The organism is Dapis hubbardiae BLCC-M172, from assembly GCF_050016015.1.
Classification (GTDB): Bacteria; Cyanobacteriota; Cyanobacteriia; order Cyanobacteriales; family Microcoleaceae; genus Trichodesmium.
The window spans coordinates 14791-29792 of sequence record NZ_JBNHEQ010000266.1; the positions used below are offsets into that span (position 1 = coordinate 14791).

Here is a 15002-nt window from a genome sequence, read left to right on the forward strand (position 1 = left end):
GTATATATGAGCGCACCTTCTCCATTATAAGTATAATACTATGTCAAGTTTTCTTTTGTCAACCCCCTTTTTTCAGTTATCAGTTATCAGTTTAACCAGACAAATACTAAACTTTTGTTTATTATTTAGCTCGTAGTTTGGCTCTAGCCCTAAAATCAATATTTAATATAAAATACTGTAGGGGTTTAGTATCCAAACCCAAAAGAATAAGGGATTTGGAAACCAAACCCCTACGATCAAATATTGCCACCTATATTGCTATATTAAGTTATTAGTTATTTAGTTATTAGTTTACATAGAAATTTAACTTATTCCTTCTTACCGGGTAATTAATAATTAATAATTATTAATTAAATAATTGAGCACCCTTTGCCTCCCCTTTCAAGGGAAAAAAAATAAATTTTTTCCTGATTAGTGTCAATCCTCTCCCTTTTAGGGAGAGGTAATTATCAATTATCAATTATCAATTATCAATTATCAATTAATGAACTCTCCCTTCTTCCTTAATTAACTTGAAAAACTTCTCGAAGTGCTTCATCAAGAGTAGACTTCATCACAATTCTATTTTCATAAGAAATAATTACTCTTGCTAAAGTAGGCAAACTATTTTGCTCTGCTTCTAAATAAATAGGTTCAACATAAAGCAGAGATTTATTAATAGGAATAACTAATAAATTTCCTTGAATTGCTTTTGAACCTTCACGATTCCAAAGAGAAATTTGCTGGGATATTTCTGGGTCTTGATTAATCAAAGCTTCAATTTGTTCAGGACCATATATTAATCGTTCTTTAGGGAATTGATATAACAGTAACTTACCATAATTTTCCCCATCCGATCTAGCAGCTAACCAAGCGATTAAATTATTACGACTTGCTGGAGTATAAGGTAGAAGTAAAATAAATTCTTCTAAAGTTTCTTCTGGTAATTTTGTAATTAGATAATAAGGTTCTACATTTTGTTGTTGACTACCATAAATCTCAATAGGAACCCGCCACAAATCTTCTCGATTATAAAATACACGGGGGTCATCCATGTGATAAGTTGCTAATACTTCAGATTGTACTTGAAATAAATCCAGGGGATAGCGGATATGAGTACGAATACTTTTTGGCATTTCTGCTATAGGAGTAAACATATCTGGAAAGACTTTTTTCCAGGTTCTAATAATAGGATCTTTTGGATCGGCAACATAGAATTTGACTGAGCCATTGTAAGCATCAATTACAACTTTTACTGAGTTACGAATATAATTAAATTCATTATTTTCTGGGTCAGAATAAGGGTAGTGATTAGTGGTAGTATAAGCATCAATCATCCAGTAGAGATAGTTAGGATTTGTTTCAGTAATATTTTGGTTTCCAAAGTTAGGATTAGCTACGACTAAATAAGGGTCATTATCATAGCGTAGAAATGGAGCGACTGCTCGGACTCTAGCATTAATATTGCGACGATATAAGAGTTTTGTTTCGGGTGTAAATTCGTCAGTTAATAACATTCTCCAGTTGTTCAAATATTTAGCAAATATCCATCTTTGCCACCCTTTACCAATAACAATTCCTCCACTTCCATCATAAGTATTATAGGAGTTTGCTTCTCCACTAGGATAATCTAATTCTCTATCTTTTTCTGCGGTGGAAGTAATGACATTAGTCTTAGTAAGTTCTCCATAATAAATTCTCGGTTTACCGATAGGAATGCTGTATCTAATTCTGTCTAATACTTCTAAAGTGCTATTCTTTTCAATAGTTGGATCTGGTCCGATATTTTTAACAAAATATTCTGGCAATCCACTATTTTCAACTTGATTAACTGGAGAAATAGTAAAACCATAACCATGAGTATAAACTAAATGTTCGTTTACCCAAGTTTGTGCTGGTTCAGGTACAGATTCATAGTTTAGTTCTCTAGCTGCGATGATTACTTGTTGTTTTTCAGTAGGGTTATTTTTTGTTCTTTGTGACTTTTGTTTCAGAAATGTATAACGGTCAATATCGGCATTTAGAAATTCATAGTAAGGTCGAATTTGTTGTAATTGCCGATTTGTTTGTAAAATTGGTCTTGTATCCCAAAGGCGAATATTATCAATAATTAATTGATTATTAATTAAGTCAGTATAGGTAAGTTTATTGTCGGGGTCGAAAAGTTTTACTTCTAATTTATCTACGTCAACATAAGCTTCTTTTGTAAATTTAATACTACGTTTAATATAAGGAATTTCTCGTTCTATCTCATTCGGTTGTACGATTGCTATTTGTACAATTTCTGGTATTAGCCAACTAGCTACTACTGCTATTGTTAAATACCATGTTAATATAACTCTTAATGAATAGCTATTAGCAAATAATTTGGCGCTAACTTTTTTATGTCTTTTCCTCTTGCGACCTAAACGTAGAAACCATAGAGTTGCTTCAATATAAGGCTGAATGGTTTTGACTGAAAAAATTGCTTGCCAAAATAGAAAAAATGCAATTAATAATGCTAAAACTGCTAAAAATACATACACAGGAAACTGAACTTTTATATCGGTATAACCAGCACCATAGATTACACCGCGTGGAGAGTAAAGTAATTCAAAACAAGCTATAAAGTAACTAAATGCTACGGTTAAAATAAAACCTCCACCTAAAGCATGAAGATGTCGTTGTTGTTGTTGAGAAAATTGATAAAAGTTGCCTTTACTTAAACTTTTACCTGACAAGAAATATATAACTGTGCAAGCAGCTAATCCGTATAAGAATAATCCGCTCAACCAAAATTTTAATAGTTGTAAAATAGGAAGTTGAAAAACATAAAAGCTGATATCTATATGAAATAAATCTTCACTTTTATTAAAGGGAGTGGCATTCAAGAGTTGTAATATATTTCCCCAATGATTGGAAAGAATAAAACTCAAAACTAAACTAAGCAATATAGCAAATCCGCTTAACCAGAATATAGGATTAATAATCACAGCAAAAAATAACAGGATAAATAATCCTAATAACCATGAGTTAGATGGTATTGAGGTGAGTATTTGCCAAATTGATTCTATGGTCAATTCTGATGGGATTTGTGGGGATACTTTAGCAACTGTTAGATCGGGATGCCAGTAATTAGTAAATACTCCAATATAATGAGTTAGAATTAATCCTATTAATAGAATTAATCCGAATATAAAACATAACAACCAACGTAGTCTTAGTGAGGGTTCAATACGCAATTTACTTGACGGCATAGTAACTGGAGGAATAAGCATTATTTCTTCAGATATTGCATTATTCACCTCGCCTTTTGAATCCTTAAATATACTGGCTAATCTGAGATTTGCTAAAAAAAAGCCTGCTGTAATTAAAAAGGTAATTATCCAAATTAAAGTTTCTGTTTGCAATTTCGTGATTAAGACAGGCAAATAATTTAGTTCTTGAAACCATAAAATTTCCGCTAAGATATTGGTTGACAAATCAAATACTGCCCAAAATCCAAATAAGCTGATAAATATTATTAATATATCTATGGGTTTAAGTTTTTCTAATGACTTTAAAAGCCTAACTTTGAGTTTGTATAGGATATTGATTTTCATAAGTTTTAATTGTTATCAAATATGGCTAATTTATTAACTTGTTTAGGATAGGTATAATCCCTACTATTTAACCAAATTCATGCAGAATATAGCAGTCCGCGCTTATGTTGTAACAAGTTTTATAATAGTTAAATTCAATTGAAAGCATGAGTAATACCATTTTGAAAAAAGAATGCTACAAAAAGTTAATGGTAGTGCGTCAAGGAAGTGTGGGGAGTGTGGGAAGTGTGGGAAGTGTGGGGAGACTTCCCTTCCAGCAAGGAGGAATAATTGTAGGGTGTATCTTTATTGGGAAGTGTCAGCCACCTGTCCTAACTTTTTGGTTGGTCAACCTTTATATCCCAGAGCTTTTAGATTAGATTGGCCAGCCATACGCGACTTATCCCACACTTTGCTGATGCACAACCAAGTTAATCTGTATCGGAGATAGTTAAAGATAGCTACTGAAATTCATTCTAGACAGCTATATCTATTATTTTACCTCTTTTATTCAATATTTAAGGCTTGCTGATTAAATATCAAAATATTTACAGATAAAGGTTTTAGTTTTTTTAGGTATGGAAAAATTAGCTAGTTTTAAGCTATTTATGCTCACAAAGGAGAGCATTTTTGGCGCATAGTTGAGCAAAAAAAGTTACTCCCCTACTTCCCTACTCCCCCACTCATTAAAAAAGACTTTTTCAGCAAACCCTATTTATTCCTTCTTCCTTCTTCCTTACTCCCTCTTCCTTGCTTCTATCATTTGTAATAAACATTTATCAAATTTATATAAATTCTGACTCCTAACTCCTGCTGGGGTGAATGGCAATTCGCTCCTACCACCAAAATACCACAACTAAAATAGGATTACTATAAATATTTTTTACCAATAGATAATTGAGAATTGAGAATTGATATAAGAAGAGAGTTTTCATTATCCATTATCAATTAATTATCGAATCCCTAATCAAGGGAAATTATACTAAGAAATAATTATATCACCAACATAGGAAAGTACCTGATTTCTACCTTTTTCTTTTGCTTGATAAAGTGCTTGATCCGCTCCAGCAATTAAACTTTTAGAAGTAGCTTCAGGAAATGGTATAATACTAGAAACTCCTAAGCTCATAGTAACTTGTTTATATATTGGTGCGCTCTGATGGGGAATTTCTAAGTTATATATTGCTTGACGAATTATTTTGGCAATATAAATTGCTCCTTCTAAATTAGTATTAGGTAAAATAACAGCTAATTCTTCGCCACCATAACGAGCTACTAAATCAGCAGGACGTTTTACTACCGCTGAGATAGTCTTTGCTACTCGCTGAAGACATTCATCACCTTTTTGATGCCCATAAGTATCATTATATTTTTTAAAGAAGTCTATATCGCACATAATTAACGACAATGGTTTTTTCTCTCGTGCCATCCGTAACCATTCCTGTTCTAAATATTCGTTAAAGTAACGTCGGTTAGCTATTTGAGTTAAGCCATCTAATGTAGCAAGTTGATATAATTTTTCATTAGAATTTTGTAGTTGCTGATAAAGTTTTGATTGTTGAATTGCAATTTCTAACTGTATTCTTAATTGTTCTAGTAAATTTATTTCCCATTCTTGCCACTGTCGTTGATTACTAAAATGATGAGCAACTAATATTCCCCAAAGTGGGTCATCAGAAGTAGATTGCTCCCTGGGAAACAAACTTATTTTTTGACTATGATTAATTGTTGATTTTTGGATAAAAATTGGCATTATTAAGCAAGCTTTAATATCAAAAAAATCTAACAAATAATTAGAACATAGTCTCCTCTTGGATTCTTCAATATCTTCTATTACTATTACTTGCTCAGTTTTTTTCTCTTGTCTAAATTCCTGAGTTGTAATTATATAATCATTAATCTGCCAATCTAACATTGAGGGTTTCCCTATAGCTAAAGATTCTGCTAGAACAATAACCAACTTATCTGAGATTTTGCGTTGAATAATTACTCCCTTCACCTGTAAAATATTCCGCACTTCATCTACAGTAGTTTGGAGAATTTCTGATAAGTTTAAAGACTGGCGAATTCGCTCTATTATTTTACGAATTAATTGTTCTTGTTGAGTCTGTCTGCGTAGAGATTCTTCTGCCTTTTTACGTTCTGTAATATCAGTATGGGAACCAACTATTCGCAATGGGTTTCCTGCTTCATCCCAAACTGCTTGACCCCTATCTAAAATCCATTTATATGTATTATCTTTACACCGGATACGATACTCAGCAATAAAGTAAGGTTTTTGCCCAGTAAGATGTTGTTGAAGTGACTCTGTAACCAAATTAATATCATCAGGATGCATACGATTTTTCCAATCATCTAGGTGATGAAAAATATCAGTTTCTGTATAACCTAAAATTTCTTGGCAACGCGGTGAATAAAAGCATTCATTAGTTGTGATATTACAATCCCATATTCCATCATTATTACCACGCAATGCTAATTGCCAACGTTCTTCACTTTTTTTCAAATCCAATTCTATTTGTTTACGTTGACTAATATTTTCAATCAAGCCAATTAAGTATTTTTTTTCTTCAGAAATTTTGATTAAAGATACAGTTAAAGATGACCAAATAAACCTACCATTTTTGTTAATCAAACGGTTTTCAGTTGCAAAATTTAGTATTTTTTCACCAATAATAGATCGTAAATTAATTTCATAATCTTGCCTTTGCTCAGGCTCAAGAATATCCACAAAATTACAATTTGATAAGTCCGCATGGCTATAACCTAAAATATCTGTAAATGCTTGATTAATACGGAAAATTTCTCCTGATAAGGTAGCCAAAAATATTCCCAGTACAGATTGTTCAAAAATAGCACGAAATCTTTCTTCACTATCTCTCAATGCTGTTTCATTTATAACGTATGGAGTAATATCTTGTAAAATTACTTGATACAATTTTTCATCTTGATCTAACTGAATAATTTTATAGATAATATTCACCCAAAACCAATTCCCATCTTTTCTCAAAGCCAAAATATTTGGGATGAATTTTTTACCTTTTTTTGCTGTTTCAAGTATTGCTGTTATTACTTTTTGCTGTGCTTCTGGTGGATGAATTTGGTTAGTGTGCATTTGCACAAGTTCTTCTCTCTGATAACCTAATATTTCTGTAGCTTTATAATTAGCTTCTATAATCTTACCCTGTAAATTTGCAATTAAAATTGCTTCACCAGCATCTTGCATTAATGCACGGTACTTTATCTCTGAATTTTGTAATTTTTTTTCAACTTTTTTCCATTTTGTTATATCCACATAAGCTGTGAAAATTCTATCCGTGAAACTTGATATAGCAGTAGATGTTACACTTAGCCAAATAACTTCTTGAAAATCTTTAGTTACTCCCATTTCTAAATTTTCAACAGTCCGTTTTTCTCTGGAGGCAACCACCCAAGGATACTCATTTTTTGGCATATCTATGCCATCATTTCTAATTATTTTCCAGTTTAATTTTGTAGCTTTGAGTGACTCACTTTCTTCCCATAACCAGCCAAAAATCTGTTTTGCTTTTTGATTAATTTCAACAATATCACCTAAATTATCTGTAATAAAAAATCCCATCAGTCAAAGATTTAGTATATTTTAATTTTGTGCCCAAAGCTAATTAATATTTAATTTTATGAGAGTCAAATATTCTAGATTAGCTTGACTAATTCAGCACAGAGGAGGTAACAGATAAAGAAAAGTATATGATAAAAATATGAAAGAATATTTAAGGTAATCAATATCTGCATCGTCTGTGCTTCTTAGACTTCTGATAATTTCCTCTACTGAAGTGTTTTTCTGACTTTCTATAGAAGTGAATATTTTGGATAGTATTACCTGTACTATCAGCCAAAAAATATTTAATTTCTACATCTAGACCAATTGCTATTTCTGCTGGTTTGATTTCAATTTTTCAATCTATTTGTACATAAGCATTTAGCTATTAGCATTCAGCTTTTGAAAGTAATAACTTGACTTCGGTTAGCTGATGATCTTTTTATTAATAACTTTTAATTCTACTTGGAGATTAATTCCTCCTGCCAAAATAATGACTTAATGAACTGCTGAATGCTTACATTTGTATCGCCAATACCATTTTCTGGTAGGCAAGAGTTTTGTATTCTTCCCTTCCCCCTATTTCCTAATCCTTTTAGACTTACTGATACATTGAGTTTTTTTGGAAAGTACCAAAATAACCATCAAAATAATAAATATTATCAAATACTTAATATAGCAATTCTATTTTATTCGTGTCAAAAATCTTACTGTTTTTTAGGGAACAGACAACAGCTCCAGAAGGCAACAGGCAACAGGTGGGAATTTCAGTTTTTTTATTTACTTTTTGATTTGTTACGACTTATCCAGGGATTGCTATATCATATCAATCAATAGTATTTATAAATATAAATTTTAAGTATAACAAAGTTTTTCAGAATTGGTATCATAATAGAGTGATAAATCAATCATTCTTAACAAACCCAAATTAAGTAGTCAGACAAAAATTTTGATATTTATAGCAATCCGATCTGAATTACGAGATATTGTAAACTTTTAGGCAACAGCTCCAGAAGTCAACATATAATAAGGAAAAAACTGAATATAAGTGAAGATAATAACCACCATATTTTAGACTTTTAGGGAGTAGTAAAATTCTCACATCTGAGTTCTTGATTGTTATATATAAATTTTTGTAAACATTACCGGAACACTTGTAACATAATAATCATCTTATTACATTTATTAACATCTAATTGTTGATTTATATCCAACTACTTATCAGAAGTAACTCTGCAAATTTAGCTGAAATTAATTAAATACTAAAATTCAAAAAAAGCTATTTTTTAAGTGGGAACTTAACTGTAAATACACTCCCTTGCTCTAACTTAGAATAAACCTGAATATTTCCTCCCATTCCTTCCACTAAAGTTTTCACAATAGACAAACCTAAACCAGCTCCATTACCAGAACGATTTCTAGCTTCATCACCTCGATAAAAACGTTCAAAAATCTTAGCTTGTTGCGACAAAGGAATACCTTTACCTTGGTCACAAACCTGAATTATTGCTTCACCACCTTTTTGATACACATTTAATATAACAGGAGAATTTGGCTCAGAATATTTAACAGCATTGTCAATTAAATTGAGTAAAACTTGTTTAAGACGATTAGAATCTACCATTACTTCAATTAACGATAAACTTTCAGATTGAGAAACATAACTTTGCTTAACTTCAGGAATACTTTTTGATTTTAAACTTAACCCACCACCCAAAAAATTATCATCTAAATTAATCTCTGAAGATAATTTATGAGAGCTGTCAAACTCAAAAGAAACTAAATTATCAAAATAATTGGGTCGAAAATCCCGTCTTGATTGGCTAAACCTTTTTGGAGCGTTGCTCAAATCCCCGTTACAAAAACAACTGTCTTGAGTGTGTCTTGCATTCTGGGGGGACCTCAGAATTACACACTCGCTTCTGACTTCTGACTTCTGACTTCTGACTTCGTTACCTCCATTCCCCAATCTCAGAATAATTTCTCGATCGCTACACTGCTTTGCCATTTCCACCACTTCCGCAACCAAATCATTCAGCACCACCAATTCCAAATGAAAGTGAATTTGGCCACTATCCGCCCTAGCTAACTCCAACAAATCTTTCAATAACTCAATAGTCCGTTCTGCTTCCCCAGAAGCAACCAAAATTGCTTCCCTCTGAGTCTCTGTCAAATTATTACCCCGTCTAAGAAGACTTTGCAGATACCCAGAAACAATAGTTAAAGGAGTTCTTAACTCATGAGAAACATTACTCACAAATTGCCTTTGCTGCTCCCAAGAATCAGACAACCGACCTAACATAGTATCCAAAGTTTTTGCCAATTGCTTTACTTCCCTAGGAGCTTGTTCCAAAGAAACCCTTGCTTCAGCCAAACGATCAGCATTAACATTATCAGCAAATCGACTAATCTGACATAGAGGTATGAGAGAACGTTGAATATAAATAGTAATAGCAACCGTCACTACCATTATTGCCAAGATACTCGCCACACTTAGACTCATCACCATAGTCACTAACATCTTTTGATCACGAGTAATGTCCAAAGCAATATAAAGTTTACCAATACTCATCCCATTAATGTTTATAGGCCCACCACATAAGACAAAATAGCGTCCATTAATCGGATATACTAAAGATTCAATTGGCATCTCAGATAGAGACTTTAAAATAAAGTGGTCAGTATCATTCCGCAAATTTTGTGATTCAGCCAAAATATTTCCATTATGACTTTTGACCCAAAGAAATACATTGGCCAATGTTAAATTATCAATAGCTTTCTGTAAACTTTCTGTCGGATACCACATTTTGCTATACATTTCAACATCTCTGGGAAAACGTTCAGCTATCTGCTCAATGTTATGCTTATGACTGACTATCAACAGTTGCTGCATCTTCCAACTTGTCCACAAAGCTACACTGCCTAGTCCTAATACTGAAAATACTGCAATACCTACTGTGAGACGTGTTTGTAAAGATGATGAGTCTTTACATTGTCCGAAGCTAAATTTTTTTGGCCATTTAACTCTAAACTTCATTTGACTCTTTCTTGCTCAAAAATACTGGAATTATAATTAGTTATTAACTTAGCTATTAATCCTGAGAAAACCCTGATAATTATTTATAAATTTATACCTTCTGTTGTTCTAAATTGCTAGGCTGTAATTAGGAAAATTTGATGCTAGGGAAATTTTTATAGACAATCATGCCTAGGGTGATAGCTATCAGAAAAAAGCAAATTCCTAATCCACTGTTTTTATAGTCCAACGGGAGTAATAAAAATGGGTGGTTGGTTGCTGAATAGGATTAATCAAGAACAACTCGATGAAACTTCGTCAAAAGACACTAATAATTATTAGTACAGCGATCGCTAGTCTGATAGCGGTTTTGTGTACTACAGCATCAATGATGTTGCTTTATGACTTCCAAGATTTGGAGGCAGATTATGTTCGTTTGGATGTTGCCAGAGGATTAAATGGACTGGATGAGGAATTGGCCAATTTATCTGCCACAGTCAAACAGGATACACTATTGTTATTATCAAAAAAATTTGGTAATGAGAATAAACTAGAACCTGATAGGAATTTACCTATAGAAGAATTGATTAATTTCAATTTAGTTAAAAACTTTTTTATTAATGAAAAAATCAACTTAATATTACGACTGAATTCTCAAGGGGAAATTTTATTTAGTCAAGGATTCGATGGAGATAAACAGGTAGAAATACTAATACTTGAAAGGTTAAAACAACATCTACCTTTAGTTCAAAATCTAGAGCAAGAAAATTATCTTCCTAAAACAGGTATTATTATTTTACCAGAAACACCTATTCTAATTGCTGCGACTTCTGTTCCGAATGAAAAAGATGCTCTGAACAACGATACCCTAATTGTTGGAAGCTACCTAGATAATAAAATGATAGCAAGGTTAGCTGAATCCACAAAATTATCCCTAACCGTCAGTCGCTTGGAAAATAATTCCCTACAAACTAATCAGCAACTGAAAACTTCAGAAATAGTTGTAGAACCTTTGAGCGCTAATAAAATAGCTGGCTACAGAATTATCAAAGATATCTATGGTCAACCCGCTCTAATTTTCCAAGTAGAACTAGATCGAATAATTCATCACCATGGTAGATCGCTTTGGGGTTACTTTATTCTTTCATGGGTAATAGTAGGTTTCGTTTTTTGTGTGGTGACAATTACAGTTATAGAAAAATTGGTAGTCTCCCGCGTTTCCAAATTCAGCAAAGTTGTCAAGAAAATAGCCTCCAGTGGCAACCTTTCAACCCGTGTATCAATGTCAGGTAATGATGAGTTGTCTAGTTTGGCAGAGACGATGAATAAAATGCTAGAAGCATTAGAAAATTCTCAATTTGACCATCAAGAGAGTGAAGAGCGCTATCGACTAATGGCAGAAAACTCCACCGATATGATTTCTCGTCATTCTTGGGATGGAGTTATTCTTCATGTGTCACCCGCTTGTCATAGTCTCGTCGGATACTATCCATCGGAACTTGTAGGTACTCATCCAGAACAATTTTTTGCACCTGAAGATACTAGACTACTTGCCAAAGCTTATTATACTATTCTCAAAAAGCCAGTAACTTATACTCTTACCTACCGTATCCTGCATCAAGATGGTAGATACATTTGGTTTGAAACTACTGCTCGGACAATTCGCGATCCTGAAACAGGGAAAGTACAAGAAATTATTGCAGTTTCTCGTGATATTTCCGAGCGCAAACAAAGAGAACAAGAATTACAAGAAAGTGAAGCTGCTATTCGGAAATTATATCAAATAACTGCTGCTCCTTATCAACATAAAAATCAAGATAATTGTCTAAGTTATTGTTTTAATTATCGCCTCCAACAATTATTAGAAATGGGGTGTGAAAAGTTTGGTCTAGAAATAGGAGTATTATCTCGAATAGAGGATAATCAATATACTATTGTTGCAGCTAAAAGTCCCGATAATTCTATTACTAAAGGACAAAAATTTGACTTAGAAAAAACTTTTATTTTTGCAGCTATAGGAGAAGAACCAATATGTTTTGAATCTATTAAATATTCGGGTTTTTATTCCAGTATAGATATGGCTTTCCCCATCGAAGCATATATGGGAGCGCCAATTATGGTAGGAGGTTCAGTTTACGCTACTCTTAATTTCTGGAGTCCTCAACCTCTTAGCGAACCTTTTAAAGCTGTAGATCAAGAATTATTAAAACTAATGGCGCAGTGGATAGGTGGAGAATTAGAACGTCAAAAAACGGCAAATGATTTAGCAAAAGCTAGAGATGAGGCACTTGCTGCTACTAGAGCTAAAAGTGAATTTCTTGCAACTATGAGCCATGAAATTAGAACTCCAATGAATGCAGTTATTGGTATGACTGGTTTACTATTAGATACTCCTCTCGAATTAGATCAAAAAGATTTTGTTCAAACTATTCGTAGTAGTGGCGATGCTTTACTGTCATTGATTAATGATATCCTTGATTTCTCCAAAATAGAATCAGAAAAATTAGACTTAGAAGAACATCCTTTTGATTTACAAATTTGTCTGGAAGAATCTATTGATTTATTAGCAGCAAAAGCTTGCGAACAAGGATTAGAACTTGCCTATTTTATTGACCCAGAAACTCCAACTATGGCAATTGGAGATATTACTAGGGTTCGTCAAATTTTAGTTAATCTCTTGAGCAATGCTGTGAAATTTACTGCTCGTGGTGAGGTATTAGTTTCTGTTAGTGGAAGAAGGCTAGAAATAGAGGAAAATTTGCAAAATTTAGCGACAGAAAATATTTCCGAATTGAATACTTGTGATATTTGGCCGACATACGAAATACAATTTTCAGTTAAAGATACAGGTATTGGCATTCCTGCTAGTCGTATGAATCGTTTATTTAAATCTTTTAGTCAAGTTGATTCTTCTACGAGTAGAGAATATGGAGGTACAGGTTTAGGATTAGTTATTAGTAAAAGATTAGCTGAAATGATGGGTGGTCAGATGTGGGTTGAGAGTATGGGTGTATTTGGTGGAACTCCCCCAGTAGGTTATAGATTATCTACTTTAGATGAAAAGTCGGCTAATATAAATGAAAAATTTGGTTCAACTTTCTATTTTACGATAGTCAATAAATGTAGCATTCAGACTGTTAAGGATAAATTAATTGAAAGTAATTATTTAGATGGTATTCAGCATAATTTAGTAGACAAAAGAATATTAATTGTTGATGATAATAGTACGAATAGAAAAATTTTGCTTAAACAAACGGAATCTTGGGGGATGATAGTTAGCACTGCTGAAAATGCTAATTATGCTTTAGAATTAATGGCAACAGAGAATAAGTTTGATGTGGTAATTATAGATATGCAAATGCCAGAAATTGATGGTTTAAGTTTAGCCAAAAAAATTCGTCAAAATCAAATTTATCAAGATTTACCTCTGGTACTTCTTTCTTCTTTAGGTAAGCAGGAAATTAATCTTTCTAATCAATTATTTGCAGCAGTTATTAATAAACCTGTAAAACAATCTCAACTTTATGAAATCTTACTAAATATTTTTTCTGGTAAAGGTATTGAAGTTAGAATTACAAGTAATAGTAAATGGAATGCTGAAGTAATTCCTTTATTGGCAGAACAATTACCCCTAAGAATATTATTAGCTGATGACCATTTAGTTAATCAAAAAGTAGCTTTACAAATTTTACAACGGATGGGATATCGTGCTGATGTTGCTAGTAATGGTTTGGAAGTTTTAGAAGCTGTGTTTGGTTTGCCTTATGATGTAGTTTTGATGGATGTACAAATGCCTTTAATGGATGGTTTAGAAGCATCTCGTCGCATTCGGCAAGAATATGAAAATCCCACAGAATATCCCGAAAAAGCTTCTCAGGAAAGACCTAGAATTATTGCTATGACTGCTAATGCAATGCAGGGCGATCGCGAAGAATGTATTGCTGCGGGAATGGATGATTATATTAGTAAACCTATACAAATGGAACAGCTTATTGAAGCTTTGAGTAAATGTAAACCTCTGGTTTTTGAGGGGAAGGAAAAAATTAATTTTATTCCGTCAAATACTGCTGTAGAAACTGAGGAAAATAAAAATAATATTTCTCCTGAAAAGACTATTCTTGAGAGTAAGATAATAAAAAGTTTGAGAGAAGTAGACGCTTTAGATGAAGTAATAGAAATTTATCTCCAGACTTCTCCCGAACTGCTAGATAATATTGATATTGCTATTAATCAAGCTGACCCATTAATACTTAGAAATGCTGCTCATTCTTTGAAGTCTATTAGTGGTACTTTAGGGGCGATGACTCTTTATAAGGTTTGTCAGGAATTAGAAGTATTAGCTCGTTTAGCTTATGAGTCAGGAAATTCTACTCCAGCAGAAGCAATAGATATTTTTGCTGAGGTAAAAATTGAGTATGAAAAAGTTATTAATGCTTTGAAATTAGAGCAACAGAAATAGTAGGGGTGGGTTAATCTGTTAAATTATCATGTCATAAATAAATAAAATAAACCTACCCTTCCATTACGATAAATTGCACAATTATTTATCCCCAAAATTCACTGATAACTGATATAAACCCACCCCCCCATCACCATTAATTTCACAATATTTATTCATGGGTTTGGGGCAGGTTTAGTTAAATCAATTATTACTATCAAAATCAATGGTAAAACCTGCCCCTACAGATTAATATTAATTAATTAACCCGGTAGGGGTGGGTTAATCTGTTGAATTACATATCTAACAATAAAGAATAATAAACCCACCCCCCATTACCATTAATTTCACAATATTTGTTTATGGGTTCGGGACAGGTTTAGTTAAATCAATTATTACTATCAAAATCAATGGTAAAACCTGCCCCTA

General features: G+C 32.7%; 5 protein-coding genes. 2 read left to right on the forward strand and 3 right to left on the reverse strand.

The window, feature by feature from the left end; translation table 11 throughout:
• Nucleotides 1–503: 503 nt before the first annotated feature.
• Complete coding sequence (locus ACP6PK_RS24495; RefSeq protein WP_426563466.1) at nucleotides 504–3560, reverse strand: UPF0182 family protein; 3057 nt, start codon at nucleotides 3558–3560, stop codon at nucleotides 504–506.
• Between the two features lie 146 nt (nucleotides 3561–3706).
• On the opposite strand from ACP6PK_RS24495, the gene ACP6PK_RS24500 reads away from it, so the two are divergent.
• Nucleotides 3707–3919 (forward strand): hypothetical protein, encoded by a 213-nt coding sequence (locus ACP6PK_RS24500; RefSeq protein WP_426563468.1) that lies wholly within the window; start codon nucleotides 3707–3709, stop codon nucleotides 3917–3919.
• Between the two features lie 602 nt (nucleotides 3920–4521).
• Here ACP6PK_RS24500 and ACP6PK_RS24505 read toward each other — a convergent pair.
• Together ACP6PK_RS24505 and ACP6PK_RS24510 are read right to left on the reverse strand one after the other, a co-directional pair.
• Complete coding sequence (locus tag ACP6PK_RS24505) at nucleotides 4522–7140, reverse strand: PAS domain S-box protein (RefSeq protein ID WP_426563470.1); 2619 nt, start codon at nucleotides 7138–7140, stop codon at nucleotides 4522–4524.
• Nucleotides 7141–8398: 1258 nt separating this feature from the next.
• Complete coding sequence (locus ACP6PK_RS24510) at nucleotides 8399–10156, reverse strand: sensor histidine kinase (RefSeq protein ID WP_426563472.1); 1758 nt, start codon at nucleotides 10154–10156, stop codon at nucleotides 8399–8401.
• Nucleotides 10157–10442: 286 nt separating this feature from the next.
• On the opposite strand from ACP6PK_RS24510, the gene ACP6PK_RS24515 reads away from it, so the two are divergent.
• Nucleotides 10443–14594 (forward strand): response regulator, encoded by a 4152-nt coding sequence (locus ACP6PK_RS24515; RefSeq protein WP_426563474.1) that lies wholly within the window; start codon nucleotides 10443–10445, stop codon nucleotides 14592–14594.
• Nucleotides 14595–15002 lie beyond the last annotated feature (408 nt).

Bases quoted from the DNA above. Each gene is read 5' to 3' on its own strand.
- ACP6PK_RS24510 (WP_426563472.1), bottom strand. From the start codon at position 10,156: ATGAAGTTTAGAGTTAAATGGCCAAAAAAATTTAGCTTCGGACAATGT.
- ACP6PK_RS24495 (WP_426563466.1), bottom strand. From the start codon at position 3,560: ATGAAAATCAATATCCTATACAAACTCAAAGTTAGGCTTTTAAAGTCA.
- ACP6PK_RS24500 (WP_426563468.1), top strand. From the start codon at position 3,707: ATGAGTAATACCATTTTGAAAAAAGAATGCTACAAAAAGTTAATGGTA.
- ACP6PK_RS24505 (WP_426563470.1), bottom strand. From the start codon at position 7,140: ATGGGATTTTTTATTACAGATAATTTAGGTGATATTGTTGAAATTAAT.
- ACP6PK_RS24515 (WP_426563474.1), top strand. From the start codon at position 10,443: ATGAAACTTCGTCAAAAGACACTAATAATTATTAGTACAGCGATCGCT.